At 46.2% G+C, this 14347-nt stretch carries 11 protein-coding genes; 5 read left to right on the top strand and 6 right to left on the bottom strand.

Annotation, left to right across the window (positions count from 1 at the left end):
• Positions 1–125: 125 nt before the first annotated feature.
• The gene (locus M3636_RS19265) at positions 126–2195 is read right to left on the bottom strand and encodes an nSTAND1 domain-containing NTPase (protein ID WP_251383651.1); all 2070 of its coding nucleotides are present in this window, start codon (positions 2193–2195) and stop codon (positions 126–128) included.
• 256 nt (positions 2196–2451) lie between these two features.
• On the opposite strand from M3636_RS19265, the gene M3636_RS19260 reads away from it, so the two are divergent.
• Complete coding sequence (locus tag M3636_RS19260) at positions 2452–2733, top strand: hypothetical protein (protein WP_128100600.1); 282 nt, start codon at positions 2452–2454, stop codon at positions 2731–2733.
• A 53-nt stretch (positions 2734–2786) separates the two neighbouring features.
• Here M3636_RS19260 and M3636_RS19255 read toward each other — a convergent pair whose 3' ends face one another.
• Complete coding sequence (locus tag M3636_RS19255) at positions 2787–4457, bottom strand: PucR family transcriptional regulator (RefSeq protein WP_128100599.1); 1671 nt, start codon at positions 4455–4457, stop codon at positions 2787–2789.
• A gap of 189 nt (positions 4458–4646) precedes the next feature.
• Here M3636_RS19255 and ald point away from each other — a divergent pair, with 189 nt between their 5' ends.
• Positions 4647–5780 (top strand): alanine dehydrogenase, encoded by a 1134-nt coding sequence (ald, locus tag M3636_RS19250; protein ID WP_251383650.1) that lies wholly within the window; start codon positions 4647–4649, stop codon positions 5778–5780.
• A 187-nt stretch (positions 5781–5967) separates the two neighbouring features.
• Here ald and M3636_RS19245 read toward each other — a convergent pair whose 3' ends face one another.
• Positions 5968–6885 carry a PD-(D/E)XK nuclease family protein gene (locus M3636_RS19245; RefSeq protein WP_251383649.1) on the bottom strand — a complete coding sequence of 306 codons (918 nt, stop codon included), beginning with the start codon at positions 6883–6885 and terminating at the stop codon, positions 5968–5970.
• Between the two features lie 794 nt (positions 6886–7679).
• Here M3636_RS19245 and M3636_RS19240 point away from each other — a divergent pair.
• Positions 7680–8363 carry a protein kinase family protein gene (locus M3636_RS19240; protein ID WP_251383648.1) on the top strand — a complete coding sequence of 228 codons (684 nt, stop codon included), beginning with the start codon at positions 7680–7682 and terminating at the stop codon, positions 8361–8363.
• Between the two features lie 150 nt (positions 8364–8513).
• Here M3636_RS19240 and M3636_RS19235 read toward each other — a convergent pair whose 3' ends face one another.
• Entirely contained in the window at positions 8514–9410 is an 897-nt protein-coding gene (locus M3636_RS19235; protein WP_251383647.1) for a helix-turn-helix transcriptional regulator, read from the bottom strand.
• Positions 9411–9542: 132 nt separating this feature from the next.
• On the opposite strand from M3636_RS19235, the gene M3636_RS19230 reads away from it, so the two are divergent.
• On the top strand, positions 9543–10430 hold the full coding sequence (locus tag M3636_RS19230) for a sugar phosphate isomerase/epimerase family protein (RefSeq protein WP_145407289.1): 888 nt from the start codon (positions 9543–9545) through the stop codon (positions 10428–10430).
• A 95-nt stretch (positions 10431–10525) separates the two neighbouring features.
• Positions 10526–11581, top strand: a complete 1056-nt coding sequence (locus M3636_RS19225; protein WP_251383646.1) for a Gfo/Idh/MocA family protein — start codon at positions 10526–10528, stop codon at positions 11579–11581.
• A gap of 561 nt (positions 11582–12142) precedes the next feature.
• Here the strand turns inward: M3636_RS19225 and M3636_RS19220 are convergent.
• Entirely contained in the window at positions 12143–13732 is a 1590-nt protein-coding gene (locus M3636_RS19220) for a DUF4179 domain-containing protein (protein WP_251383645.1), read from the bottom strand.
• Positions 13713–14285, bottom strand: a complete 573-nt coding sequence (locus M3636_RS19215) for an RNA polymerase sigma factor (RefSeq protein ID WP_251383644.1) — start codon at positions 14283–14285, stop codon at positions 13713–13715. The genes M3636_RS19220 and M3636_RS19215 overlap by 20 nt, the downstream gene beginning before the upstream one ends.
• Positions 14286–14347: the final 62 nt, after the last annotated feature.

The raw sequence follows: 14347 nt of genomic DNA, 5'->3' as shown, positions 1-14347 counted from the left end.
GTTTACCATCCTCCACTGCGTGTTTTTTTGCATTTATTCGTTTATTAGTTTCATGCATTCATTGCTTCAACTATCTATTCATCTTTTCAACTACTCATTGATTCATCCTTAACACAGGTTCCGACTTATAACACCCGCGCTAACCGCTTCAGGGCGGCTCGTAGATGGCGATAAAAGGTCGCTCGACTCATGGAACATACCTGTGCAGCGGCAGTTGGATTGCCAGCATGTGTCCAGTAGGCAGCATACAGCAACATCTGATCCTGCTGACAGATCCCATGTGTCCTTCCCTCAAGCAAATCCAGCACATACATCTGAAACTGGATGCCATTCTCCATACCGTTCATTCGCTCCGCATACAGTTGTAATTCTCCAGGAGAATGCAATAACGACAGCATTTTCCGGACATCTGTTTCCGTCCACGACGTTCGTTCCTTTACCGCCGTTGTATGGGAGGTACCGTTAGCCAAAGTCTCTGTATTCAGCAAGGACATGACCCAATCCCCGAATTTTTCTTTGCGCAGATCCAATTCCAGTACATCAGCTTGCTCATCATACAAGTCACACACACGTGTACGTGTTTTCCTCATCTGAAAACCAATACTTTGCAGAAAAAGCTTCAAATTCGGATTGGTGGCCACAAGCATCACTCTAGAACCATCCCCTAGTAACGATAAACGATCCAACGCCATATAACCGACGAGCTCCTCACGCTTATAACCGGGTACATCATCTCTGGCCGCAACCAAAACCGCATAATGCGTATCTGCCTGATCCGGGTCACACTTCAGTTCCTCTGGCGTAAAACACTCTTGCATTTCATTGGGGAAATATTTAAGTAGAATCTCACTGCTCTCCCGGTGTACAAAAACAGTAATGAACATCGCAGTGGGCTCACCGCTCTTATCCCGCATGACCACAATGCCTTCTGGGTATCGGCGTGCCAATTCGTCCAGAAAATCACGATATAGCGGTGCTTGCCACGGTTCTACGCTATATTGGCACCATTGCCACAACAACTGCTGGAGTGCCGGCATATCCTCCATCCTCATCGCCTCCATTGGCGAGAACAGGGAGTCAGCAGAAACATCTGCGTATTTTCGGTGCTGCAGCATAGACTCTTGGCATAATAACAGCATTTTTCTCGTGATTTGATAGCGCTCATGCGGCTCTGCTTTTTCATGCAACGGTTTCAGAATACCTGCAATGCGGACACGCATAGCTTGCAGTCGTTGTGGTTCTCGTTGGCGAAAATCCCGTAACAGATGCAGTCGAGCTAAATCATGTAAGACCACACCATTCCGATCAGAACTAATAAACGACATGCGTTTCAGAACCTGGTATTCCTGTAGCGTCACTTCTGTTTGCAATACAGAGGATAACAATTCTTGATTCGCAGTCTCCAGCAAGGTTAATACCTCTACCATTGGTTGCAAACTAGGCAATGTCAATTCATGTAGCAGACGGGCACTGACCATATGTGATAGTTCAGCCCATTCCGTCAGTTGTATATTGCAATGTTGATCCGCTGCTTCCACCGCCAGTGCAAGACCAAGTGGATGACCATCCGTCATACGAGCGATCTTGCCTGCCATATGGCGGTTCAACGTGCCCACACCTGCAATGTAATTCGTAACCTCTTCATCTGTGAAATGCTGCAGCGGCATCTGAACCAGATATTGCTGTAAACGAGGATGTATCCGCCAAGCTGAAGCAGGCTCTGGTCTTGATGCCAAAATAATAAGTACACCGTTAGCCGGTATTTTGTTAACAAACACCTCAAGGAACCAGCTTTCCAGCAAAACCAGCTCCTCATAATTATCCACCGCAATAACGTATCGATTCCGAGCAGAGGCAGCGCGCAAATGAGTTAATGGCGGATGATTCTCTCCACTCTCCATCATCTCCAGTCCTACAGCAGAAGATAGATAATCCAGGAAAACCGAAGGGGTCGAGCCACAGAATCGACCATCCATCCAGATCGCGGTTGCCCCCTGATTACGAGATACAGCCATCATCTCCGAGAGCAAGGAGGATTTGCCAATGCCCCCCATTCCTGTTATCGAAAAGATAGTAAGGGGCGCTACCGAATCTGCAAACCAATGATTCAACATATTCAATTCTCGAATTCGTCCAACAAATCGTTTGCCCTGACCGAAATAACTATCGTATCGTGATTCACCACTGTTTCCCATCTATATCCTCCGTACTAGTACTAGTACTTTCAATATACTTTATTTTTCAATCAAATTGAGACTATATTGAGACGCATAATCAAGTATAAAATGATAAAATCTCGATAAAAGCCAAATTATAGAAGAGACTTCGTAACAGACATGTAAACGTTTAACAACGTATTGATGAATGCATTCCACTGATCAACTGATTTCGAATTTCATGCTTCCCTTTCATCATCTATACTTCTCGAAATTCATGGAAAGGCGGATTTGTGTGAGAAAAAATCTCGATATCTATAATCTGAGCGAGCAAATCGGAATCAATCCAGAGCGATTAAATGAATGGATTCGCCAAATGAGGACTTTTTCCTCCAAGACAGAGGCTTTGGAAGCCAAACGCGCTTCATCCCCCTATCGTTTAGTGGCGCCCCCCTTCCTATCCCTTGCTTCTATCACCAATCAACCGAAATTAAAGCGCGGACGTCGTATGATACTTAACAAGCCCTTTCTGACTACAGAAATGCAACACACATATCGCATCAGCAAAAAATGCTAAACCATCGCTTGGAATCAAACGAATTAACACTCCCTAAGCTTATATCTTAGGTTCTAGCGATGGTGAAGCTGTTCATCCTCTATCATTGCATGGGCGAGAAGCGCCATCTCCAGACAGATTCTTCTCCCTTGATCCATAAAATCCGAACCGAGTAGCTCCTCTAACTTCTCCAGCCTGTTGTACAATGTCTGTCGATGAATAAATAATCGGGCAGCAGCATCCCGCTTAGAACCAAAACTGCGTAGGTACGCATCAAGCGTTACGACAAGCCGGAGATGATATGCCCGATCATGCTCGATCAGCACGCCTAGGTGATCATTGACGAATGGTTGCAGGAAGGATTGAGGCAAAGCTTTTAACATTTGATATATACCCATACGTTCGTAGAAATGAACATGTTCCATCTGATCCACCGTTCGCGATATTTCAATGACCTGATAGGCTTCTTGGAGACTACCATGCATTTCGGTCAAGCGGCTTCTTAACTTGCCAAAACCGACATGGATTGCGACTTGCTTCAGATTACGACTCGCAAATTGTTTAACATCCTCAACAATGCCTTCAAGCGCTCGAAACAGCTGGTCACGCGTGGACACGTTATTCTCTTCCTTGGCACAGCACAAGTATACCTGATTATTCTTAAGCATAATTAAACTCGTTAAATTATTCTTTTTGAGCAGAGAGCGAAGAAGTACGAGGATATCCTGATGGTTTGCTTCCATTCGTTCCCGACCTGTTCCCTTCCTTTGATGCTCAATCTCCATTACTCCTCCCGCGAACCAATACTGTCCCTTCACCAGCAAACGTAACCCCATCCGAGTCTGAGCCTGTTCCTCTTGATGAATGTTTCCATTCATCAAATCCTGGATCAGCTCATTTTGGTTCCGCACCATCTTCTCCTCCAAGAACTGGGAACGCAAGGTGAGCGTTGCTGCAGCTTTGGCTGTGTAATCCAGCAACAGCTTGAGATACTCCACGGGTGCCGTTGGATGGACAAGCATACCTACTGCAGAGAACACTTGACCGAAACAGACAACCGGATGGCAGAGCAGCACATTGTCCTCATCCAGATGGAACCATAATTCGGGTTCAGAATCATTCAGATCCAGATGCTCCACCTCCTGCTCATACCACGTATAGATGGCCTGTTCAGACTCAGGTGGCAGATCCGGAACGAAGCTCCCAGGCTCCATTGAGGAAATGTATACAACCGGTTTAGTCGCATAGTTATGCAATAGGCTCATGACTGTGGACATATCCGTACTTTGCAGTGTTAGCTGCTGAAGCTTCCGAGAGTACGATTCCAAACTTTTGAGTAACTGGTGTTGGTGGTTAATGAGTAGTGAATGGATGTCTTGAGTAATCTCGACGAAACGAACCGGCTGTTCAAATACAATCAACGGAAACTGATGTCGGTCAGCTAGTTCAATTAATTGTTCAGGAATGCTGTAGATAGATGTACCAAACTCCACGCATAGCCCTGCCGCCTCACTCCGAATCAACTGCAACAGGTATTCCTCACGACCTTCTGCCGATTGAAGCCATAGTCCAGTGGATAAAATAAGATCATGAGGGCTTACAAATGGAGAAACATTGGTAATCTCCAGCACATGAACCCATCCAACTTGCCGAGACAATCCCTCTTGACCTGCCGCAAGCCTTGCTCTGTCAAAAACAGGACGATCCAACATTTCCTTTATCGTAAACACACGATCATTTCTCAATATCGGCTCTCCTATATGTCATTTTTTCTTACATTATAATCGAAAGACAAATGTCCTGAATAGACTTTCTCGACATTATGTTGATGTTTTCTTGAAAAACATAGACATTAAGCAAGGTGCAAAACGACGACCCAAGTCATAAACTTGTAGTATAAGCTAACAACCAATAAATGGACGAGGTGCATGGTGATGAGAATCGGAATTCCCAAAGAAATCAAAAACAATGAAAACCGTGTTGCAATAACCCCTGCTGGAACCGCTGATTTCGTCAGAGCCGGTCACCAGGTGATGATTGAACAGGGTGCTGGACTTGGAAGTGGCTTCACAGACCAAGAATATGTTGTGGCTGGTGGAGAAATACGAGAGCAAGCCGCATCGATCTGGGCAGAATCCGATATGATTATGAAGGTGAAGGAGCCTCTTCCAAGCGAGTACGACTACTTCAGACCTGGGCTCATCCTCTTCACCTACCTTCATCTTGCGGCAGAGCCTGCTCTGGCCAAAGCCCTAATTGAACGTCAGGTGACCGCTATTGCATATGAAACGCTGGAAGTAAACGGATCACTCCCCCTGCTTACACCGATGAGTGAAGTAGCCGGGCGTATGTCGGCCCAGATCGGAGCCCAGCTTCTAGAAAAAACTGAGGGCGGCAAAGGCATTCTGTTATCCGGTGTACCTGGCGTTAGTCGCGGTAAAGTGGTCATTATAGGCGGAGGAACGGTTGGAACCAATGCCGCCAAAATTGCCATCGGACTTGGAGCTGACGTGACTATCCTAGACTTGAACTTGAATCGGCTACGCCAGCTGGATGATATCTTCGGCAATCAGATCCATACGCTGGTATCGAGTCCATCCAACATCGCAACAGCGGTAGCATCAGCTGATCTGCTCATCTGTGCGGTGCTGATCCCTGGTGCCAAAGCACCTACCTTGGTCAGCAAGCAGATGGTTACGACGATGTCACCGGGCTCGGTCATTGTAGATGTCGCGATTGATCAGGGCGGAATTGTCGAGACCATTGATCATATTACAACCCATGATAATCCAACCTATGTAAAGCATGGAGTCGTGCATTACGCGGTGGCTAACATGCCTGGTGCAGTGCCGCGTACATCGACGGTGGCGCTCACTAACGCCACCATGCCTTATGCACTGCAACTCGCAAGCCATGGTGCAGCCGCTGCGATTCGCGGGAGCTCGTCCATTCGCAGCGCGGTTAATGCGCTGAATGGACATATCACGTATGAGGCTGTTGCCCGGGATCTCGGGCATGCCTATGTCCCTGCAGGACAGGCGCTGGAGAATGCCGCCACTGTCCAGTAAGACATGACAGCTCACGGAGGGAATCCGTGGCGGTTAGATGATCTTGAACATTATCGTTCCACAGGCTCTCTCCTTAAGCCTGTGGAACGCAATAGAAGCGCCAGTCTGGGCAGAATTGTCCAGTCTGGCGCTTCTAGTTTTATTTTGCAATATACCACGCATACATGTCTTAGGTTCGTTCCTCCGCTTAAACAGCACGCTCACTGCACACCTCTCGGAAATTGCAATCCCTGCAAGCACGATGCGAAGGCATCGGTGTAAAATACGAGACGTCCTTCGGACGATTATAGTATTCATCTGCGACACACGATCGCATCTCTTCAATATAACGACGAACGTTCTCTTCCACCTTCGCTATATCCTCTTCTGTTGCCGTGTACTGCTTGTGTGTCCCGGTCAAAAGGTATTCCACTCTTAGCTCAATTTGCTCTAACGGAACTTGGTAATGCTCCTTGACATAGGATGCGTACAACATCAGCTGATCGGAGAAATCATCCTCTTTGCCTGTCTTCCAATCTACAATGATAATGTTGCCATTACGACGGCGGTACAGCAAGTCCATCTTCACATATACGCGGGTGTCGTGCAGCAACATGGTATCCCATTTCTCTATTTCCAGAATCGTTGTGCTAGCGCGTGATAAGTCCTCCCACGTCAGCGTCTGATAGAGGTTGCTAACACAAGCAGAGACACGTTCCTTAATTGTAGCAATTCGGTCGTCCAACGTATCGTCACCGTAATACATTTCGGATAACATCACACGATTCTTCGGATCTTGTCGCCACTGATCTTGATCCATGGATTCCACATAGGCCTGATTGAGCAATTTGCGCATCATCTGTTCCAGAAAATGTTTACGTGGCTTATCCTTGCCTTCCTCTCTACTGCGTACAGCAGACTCACACATCCGGTGGGCTAGATCACCAAATACCAAATATAGATTGCTTAACTGCTTCAAACGATATAACCGCACCTGCATCTCGTCCGCTGTTTCCGTCTTCCAACCGTTATGTGCTCCGTAATAGTGATAATAATATTTGCGCAGGCACTCATCGAACATGCTTGCCCGCGACTGCGAGTAAGACCACTGAGGGTATTGTGCCATAAGTTATTCTGCCTTTCTGTATAACAGGATCTGTGTACATTGTGTAGGTTGTTTACGATCTGTACAAGACCCCTTTATGTGATTGTTCAAAAAGTCCACTTTTGATTATGAGCAAACTTGGGAATAGATACGATAAATGATTTCATTTCATCATACCCGTGTCTGAAAATCCGAAGAACCCCTATTTTGCCGATTTTTGTTCTAAGCCATGAAGTTTCCCGCAGGCGTGCCAGAGTCAAGGGAAAGTGACGTAGCAGGGGCCGAACGCAGTTATAAGACTTACTCTTCAGCGAGTTTTCAGACATGTCCTAACGAACTCAGGCGAGCTTATCACCTGTATTTGAGCCATATTGAAATTGCAACGAAGCTCAGCATCCTTATTTCACGAAAAAGCTGGATAAAGTGTCCTGAGTTACTCCCTTTGATTACAATAAGGTGTCCTGAGTTCGCTAAATACTGGATAGGTGCTATATTTTCGAAATAGCGTGTCTCAAGTTCGTAAGATATAGGTTCGAGCTCATTTCATGCTACTCGTGCCGCAGCAGAGCTAAAATGGTGAGCATAACGAAACCTAAACGTTAAACTCGCTAGCATTTTAACCCTACAACATTTAATCTGCTGCCGCACTAGTTACATCATTTTCGTTTTAGCGCGTCTTTCCGTTTTTTTCTTATACCCGCAACCGTTTCCGATGATATCCGTATCGTTTATATAATATCATCATGCTGAGCACAAGATGAGATGTATTCATTTGAATAAGGATTAGAGGCATATCCTTAAAGGAGGCACCACCCATGAATCGACCGGATTGGTTCCAGGCAGAAGAAGCTTTACAACAGATCCAAGTCATCGGAAGCGACCGGAATGAGCTTGTAGACATCATTGGCCAAGTGCACGGCTTGCACTGCATCGGCACAGGTACAGATGCCGCCGTATTTACGTATGAGGGATTGCCACAATACGCCTTCAAAATGTACTCGGATCATGCCCTGGACAAGTTACAAAACGAAAAAGAAGTATATGAGCAGCTCAAAGGTTTACCCTATTTCCCCACATATTACGGCAGCGGCAGGAATATTCTCGTTATTAGTTACGAGCCTGGGGACACACTGCTGGAATGTCTGGAGAAGGGAATCCCCGTTCCCGAGCAAGTGATGCTCGATGTGGATGCAGCTCGCGAGGCTGTCCGCAGTCGTGGGCTAAATCCGCGGGACATTCATTTGAAAAATGTGTTGCTCCAGAATGGACGTGGCAAAGTTCTGGACGTATCTGAATACATTCAGGACGGTAACGATCATCGCTGGGAACACCTTGTCTGGGCATATCACAATATCTATCCAAGGATTAAGGGAACGCCACTGTCTCCACGCATGCTGCAAACGATCAAATGGGGATACAACCAATTGGATCAAGCCAACATCAAGCTGGACGACCTCTCCAGAAAAGCCAACCGGCTGTTCTCCCGATTTATGAAGTAGTCTTATTACACGATTCCAACGGGCATTCGCAGATTGGTGCGAGCGTCCGTTTTTTTCTTTCTTTTCACAGGCTAGAGTAATGAATACCCATCACTATTCCTCAGTTACACCTCAATACCTCAATTCATCCTTTAATCAACTCTAGAGCACCTAACGTTCTTTCTCTAACCGCCCTTGTGACGGGGTCATTCCCTTATGTTTTTTATATAATTTAGTAAAATAATTGGCATTCTCGCAGCCCACTCTAGCGGCAATCTCCGTAATCGTTAGACTGCTCTCACGCAGCAGCCGCTCCGCTTCTGTCATTTTGCATCCATTTACATATTCCACGAATGTACGGCCGGTTAGTTTTTTGAACATTTTGCAGAAATGATATGCATTTAGTCCAACTTGGTTCGCCGCTTCAGTCACTGAGATTTTGGATGTCGGTGTCGCCTCAACCTGTTCAATCAATTGCTTGAATCGTTCTCGATTGGGAAAATAGGACCTCGTGCTCCGCTCTAATCGTTGCTGTGGTAGAAATGTACGGGCAAGCATCGTGAATAGAGCATGCAACTTAGATTTCACCACAAGCTGATAAGCCGGCGGCCGTATGGACATCTCTTCGATCGCTTCATGCATCAATGCATAATACGTGAGACAGACATTGTCTTGGTCAGCAGGTTTTACCGGGAACCTCACTCTCCCCTCTAGATAGGGAGCAACGTACTGTATATGAACCGGATCATGTATAAAATCATGAAATAGAGCCGGGTTCACCACGACTGAATCGTACTCCACATCCCCCTCTTGAGCGGCATATCCAACATGCAGCGCCCCACCTGGAATGACAATCAGCTCGCCTGCTTCCGCGGCGTAAGGTTTACTATCGATATGAAAAAGGACACTGCCCTTTCGCATCATAATAAGTTCGAAGTGCTCATGCCAATGCAAATATAAAATACATTCGCCAGCTTTCATTTGCCTGAAACGATTTTCAAACAGTTGAAATGGATGTGACTTATGGTCAATTCTTGTATTTTCGTGAAGCGCTTTCAGATCTAACATCGAGAGTGGCTCCTTCCCCACAAGATCGGACTAATATTGCACAAGATTGTATAGAGCTATCTGGCAGATGCCCGGATATAATGAGTGTGTCATTGAAGTTACTATAAGCCAATATTGGAGTGAATTACAACGATGAATAATCCATTGCGTATAGGTACCCTGGTAGGTGGAGGAGACGCTGTTCGCGTCATCCCACAGATTATGCAGCACGGCTTCGAATCATTCAATCTGACCTTCTGGCAGACGACAGGAGACTTGGATTTAACGGAAACAGCCAAACGTGTTCGCGAGATTGTAGACGAAAATAATGTTGTCATTTCCGCGCTTAGCGTATTCGGTAATCCACTTACCGGGGCTGGCAATAACGCAGATACACTGGCTAGCTGGGAGCGAGCTATTGATCATGCCCATCTGTTCGGCGCAGATATCGTCTCGGGATTCACAGGACGACTGACTGATCAACCTATCGATCAATCGATTCCTAAATTCAAAGAGGTGTTTGGAGAGTTAACACGCCGAGCGGCAGAACGCGGTGTACGCATCGCATTTGAGAACTGTGATATGGGTGGAAACTGGCAGACTGGCGATTGGAATATTGCCCACAATCCAACCGCATGGGAAATGATGTTCAACGCTGTACCAGAGGACAATATCGGACTAGAATGGGAGCCATGCCACCAGATGGTCAGCCTGATTGATCCAATTCCTCAACTGCGTAAATGGGCACCTAAAGTGTTCCATGTGCATGGTAAAGACGCCACCATTGCTTGGGATATTGTGAAGGAGCATGGCGTGCATGGACCGCATGAATTTGTATGGCATCGCACACCGGGCTTCGGGGATAGCAATTGGTCGGATATTATCACCATTCTGCGGCAGCATGGATACCAAGGCACGATTGATATTGAAGGCTGGCATGATCCGGTCTACAAGGACGAACTAGAGATGACAGGACAGGTGCATGCCCTTCGTTATCTGAAGCAGTGTCGTGGCGGGGATTTTGTACCGAATCCAGTCTAGGCAGCAGGAGTATCGTGTCTGACGTGTCTGAGAAGTTAACCGATGAACACATCAAACATCAATGAAGCACATGAGAAGCAAGAGGAGATGATAAGGTGACTCAACAACATCGAGTCGTTATCGCCGGCTGTGGTGCCATGTCCAACACTTGGGTAGATTACGCACTGGCTAGACCGAACACAGAGATTGTAGGGCTTGTGGATCTATACGAACCTGTGGCAGCAGCACTTGCAGCTAGACATGGTCTCACCTGTCCAACGTTCACCGATATCCGTGAAGCCATCCGGGCTACCGATGCAACCATTGTATTCGATGTAACGATTCCAGCTAGCCACTACGGTATATCTATGGCTGCGTTACAAGCGGGCTGCCATGTGTTTGGCGAGAAACCACTGGCTGAATCATTCGCTGAATGTGAAGACATCGTGCAAACTTCAAGAAGCACGGGTCGTATTCAAGCGGTCATGCAGAATCGCCGCTTCGATCCACGTATTCGTGCCTATCGGCAACTGATAGAAGATGGGCATATTGGTAAAGTTGGGTATGCAGGAGCTGATTTCTTCCTCGGTCCTCACTTCGGTGGATTTCGTGACGTAATGGATAGTCCGCTGTTACTGGATATGTCCATACATACCTTCGATCAAGCTAGATTAATTATGGGGGCGAACCCCGTATCTGTTTATTGTCATGAATTCAATCCTCCTGGCTCCTGGTATACAGGCAATGCGATGGCAATCTGTATATTCGAAATGTCGGATGGTTCGATATTCAACTATCGCGGTTCTTGGTGCGCTGAAGGTTCACCTACTTCATGGGAAGCGTCGTGGCGTGTTACTGGGGAGAAAGGCACTGCCATCTGGGATGGTCATGACGCGATCTATGCGGAGGTCGTTGCGGCGGAACAGCAGGAGGCTGATGGCAAACTATCGTTCTTGCAGCCCCATGAACGAATCGAAGGAACGTTGCCTGTGATGGAGAAAACCGGGCATCATGGCTGTCTTGAGGATATGTTCTCTGCGCTAGAGGCTGGCCGCCTTCCCGAAACACACTGTAGCGATAATCAGTACAGTATGGCAATGGTGCTTGCATCTCTCGAAAGTGCCCGTACAGGTCAGAAAGTGCTGATTGGGGATCATCTGAAGTTAGTGTAGTGATTGTTCGTAGGCTAAACCCTAAACCCATGGAATCTCACGCTAGATGTGGATGGATAGACTAAGATAGACACGGAGAAGGATTGTCTCAAAAGGAATTTCTCTTCGCTCCAAGCGCTAACGAACCTACCACATCTTAATAGACAGATTATGTACGTATGCAAGATTTAACGAACCTCAGTAACGCTATTCTGTCATACAACAGTGGCAAAACCTAAAAAATCGACTGAATCGAGGAATTAACGCCTCTATGATTCGTTAGATATCAGATCCGGCAAAATGGACGCGAATAGCTTGTGTCAGGTTCATTACATTATAGTAATGCTAAAGGGGATGTCCCTCGTCATATTGTTGACTATGGGACATCCCCTGTGTGTATTTATAGAGATAGCTCTAATCCATATAAATTGAACTAAAGAATAGTTTACACTTGGCACTTCGATGACAGAATAACTTCCCGATCGCTTCGCTTCTCCTCTTGAAAATCAACAAGAGATTTTCATTCAAATTTCTCATAAATTTGAGATGTTCATGAGAACATTGATTTCTACAGATTCCTCCTCATTGCTGCCAAGGCAAACTTCTGTAAGACGGTAAATCCACTGCCCAATCAACATCGTCAAAGTCTTGTTTGTAAATTGTTCGTTTTAGTGTGAATTTTGAACCCTTGCTTCGATCATAATCCCGAACCATAAACTTCCAATTGTCCGTTATGCTCTGTCCCTTTTCATTTACTCTAATCTCAGTTCCTACACCTTCAATTATATGCTCATTCCCTACATCATCCACGATCAACCAATTTTCTCGAGCATGTTTGCCCGTTTGAATAGAGCTTGCTTTAAGCACAAGTTCATTTTCCTCCGTGTCCTTCCTATCCTTCTCCAGATCGTATGCCCCTTGGACAGGATCAAAGCTATAACCATGAATAGTGTACTCAGTACCTTCTTGCTTAATTTTTACAGGCTTTCTGTAGAGCTGATTCAGATCAAATTCGACTTGCTTTTCTTCTTTTACAGGTAACGTGTAGCCATCCAGCACAAAACGAATATGCTTCGCATCCAGCGTTACATATGCAGGATCCCACACCTCGGATAATTGGATATGCCCCTCTGTACCACTTAGCTGGCTGAGGTCTTTCACTTGGAATTTAGCTTGCCGCGCACCTGACCTACTGCCGTTAAAAATACGATATTCCTTCGTATCAGGAATCTCCAGATGATACAAAATTTCCAGCTCCTCGTCCCATCCTGCCTCGACTTTAGCTTGCAACTCATCACTCAGGCTCACATCGAGATCCAGACGAATTCCATTTGGCGTTCGGATCATTTGAGTTAATCCGATCTGTAAACCTTCTGGCGTTGTATACGTGTCCTTCAGTGGTGTTTGGATAGATAACGCTTTGGCCTTGGTCATATCCAAATTAAATTGAAAGCTCCAGTCGATCGTTTTCTTTTCAGATGGCTTATTCACCCCAATAGTGTATTCTTCTGCAGTTAAATGCCCCAGTTCCCCTCGTACAACCACTTGATCGGGGATGTCATCATTCAGTTGAAATACCCATCTCTGAAAACCGGCTCGGTAAAGGTTGGTTTCTTTTACAATTGTGGCGACTTGATGTCCATTTTCATCTGTAATATGAATATTGCCTGAGTATGGGGTAACAAGGTATGCATTTGTCCCGTCCGGGGCTATTTGTTCTATCGTCATCACAATCTGCGAACGATCCACCAGCATATGATGGATCTTGAGCGTGTAGCCCTCATTCTCAATCTCAATCTGCGGATTAACGTATAGACCTAGTGGCTGTAGACGCTTGTAATCATCAGTTAGATTGAAATACCTCAAGCTTTCTGGAACAGGGATATTCGGAAGTGGCGGATTCACTGCGCTCACGCCTGGCTTTGTAGGCATTACGTTCTGTTCCCAAGCGAACCATGCTCCCCCAAGCAGAAGAATTACAGCGGCAGCCATCCCGGTTCGACGGAACCATTTCTTTTTGCTGGCTTTCTTCGGCTGTAGCTCATCTTCTCCGCTCACCATGGATACATCTTCCAGCTTCTGCATCACTTCCAGCGTAAAATCAGCGTCTGGTTCTTCCCGGAACAAATGCTGCTCCAGCAACCGTTCTTCCTCATTTAGAATAGGCTTCATATGTTGCTAACCCTCCTCTACTTTCCAGCTTTTTCTTAAGTGATTTTTTGCCTCGGTGGAGGGCATTACGCACTTGCCCTGGGCTCATGCCAGTAATCTCTGCGATTTCTTCATAGCTCAGCTCATTTGTATATTTCAACAATAGGACAAGCCGATATGCCTCAGGTAGCTCGTCCATTTGGCGATATATCTCACGCTGCATCTCCTTGTGCAGCACTTGTTGTTCTGGTGTATTGTCATGACTGCGCTCTAGACCGTTGTCTACAGCCGTCATCACCGGTTTCTTTTCCCGTAGAAAATCCCGCATTCGATTCACTGCGATGGTGTACACCCACGAAGAGAAACTGCTCCCCGCTCGTCTCGTTGGCAAATATCGATAGATACGAATAAACGTATCCTGAGCTAGATCCTGTGCATCCTGATGACTTGCGCCCATTCCGCGCATAATGCCGAAGACTTTATTTTTATATCGATCCACAAGGACGGCAAACAGTTGTTTCTCTCCCCCAATAATGCGTTCAATGAGTTCCTCCTCCTGTAGCTGCTGTGCCATGTAATCCCCCTTCTCTACAGCTTCCATGCATGGTTCTGTACTATATAGACGGTATGACTTCC

It is taken from the genome of Paenibacillus sp. MER 99-2 (assembly GCF_023714095.1).
In the GTDB taxonomy this organism is placed as follows: domain Bacteria; phylum Bacillota; class Bacilli; order Paenibacillales; family Paenibacillaceae; genus Paenibacillus.
Note: the sequence above shows the minus strand (reverse complement) of the source record. Positions and strands in the feature narration are given on the sequence as shown.

Coding starts and splice junctions, on each gene's coding strand:
- M3636_RS19265 (WP_251383651.1), bottom strand. CDS start 2,195: ATGGGAAACAGTGGTGAATCACGATACGATAGTTATTTCGGTCAGGGC.
- ald (WP_251383650.1), top strand. CDS start 4,647: ATGAGAATCGGAATTCCCAAAGAAATCAAAAACAATGAAAACCGTGTT.
- M3636_RS19245 (WP_251383649.1), bottom strand. CDS start 6,885: ATGGCACAATACCCTCAGTGGTCTTACTCGCAGTCGCGGGCAAGCATG.
- M3636_RS19240 (WP_251383648.1), top strand. CDS start 7,680: ATGAATCGACCGGATTGGTTCCAGGCAGAAGAAGCTTTACAACAGATC.
- M3636_RS19235 (WP_251383647.1), bottom strand. CDS start 9,410: ATGTTAGATCTGAAAGCGCTTCACGAAAATACAAGAATTGACCATAAG.
- M3636_RS19230 (WP_145407289.1), top strand. CDS start 9,543: ATGAATAATCCATTGCGTATAGGTACCCTGGTAGGTGGAGGAGACGCT.
- M3636_RS19220 (WP_251383645.1), bottom strand. CDS start 13,732: ATGAAGCCTATTCTAAATGAGGAAGAACGGTTGCTGGAGCAGCATTTG.
- M3636_RS19215 (WP_251383644.1), bottom strand. CDS start 14,285: ATGGCACAGCAGCTACAGGAGGAGGAACTCATTGAACGCATTATTGGG.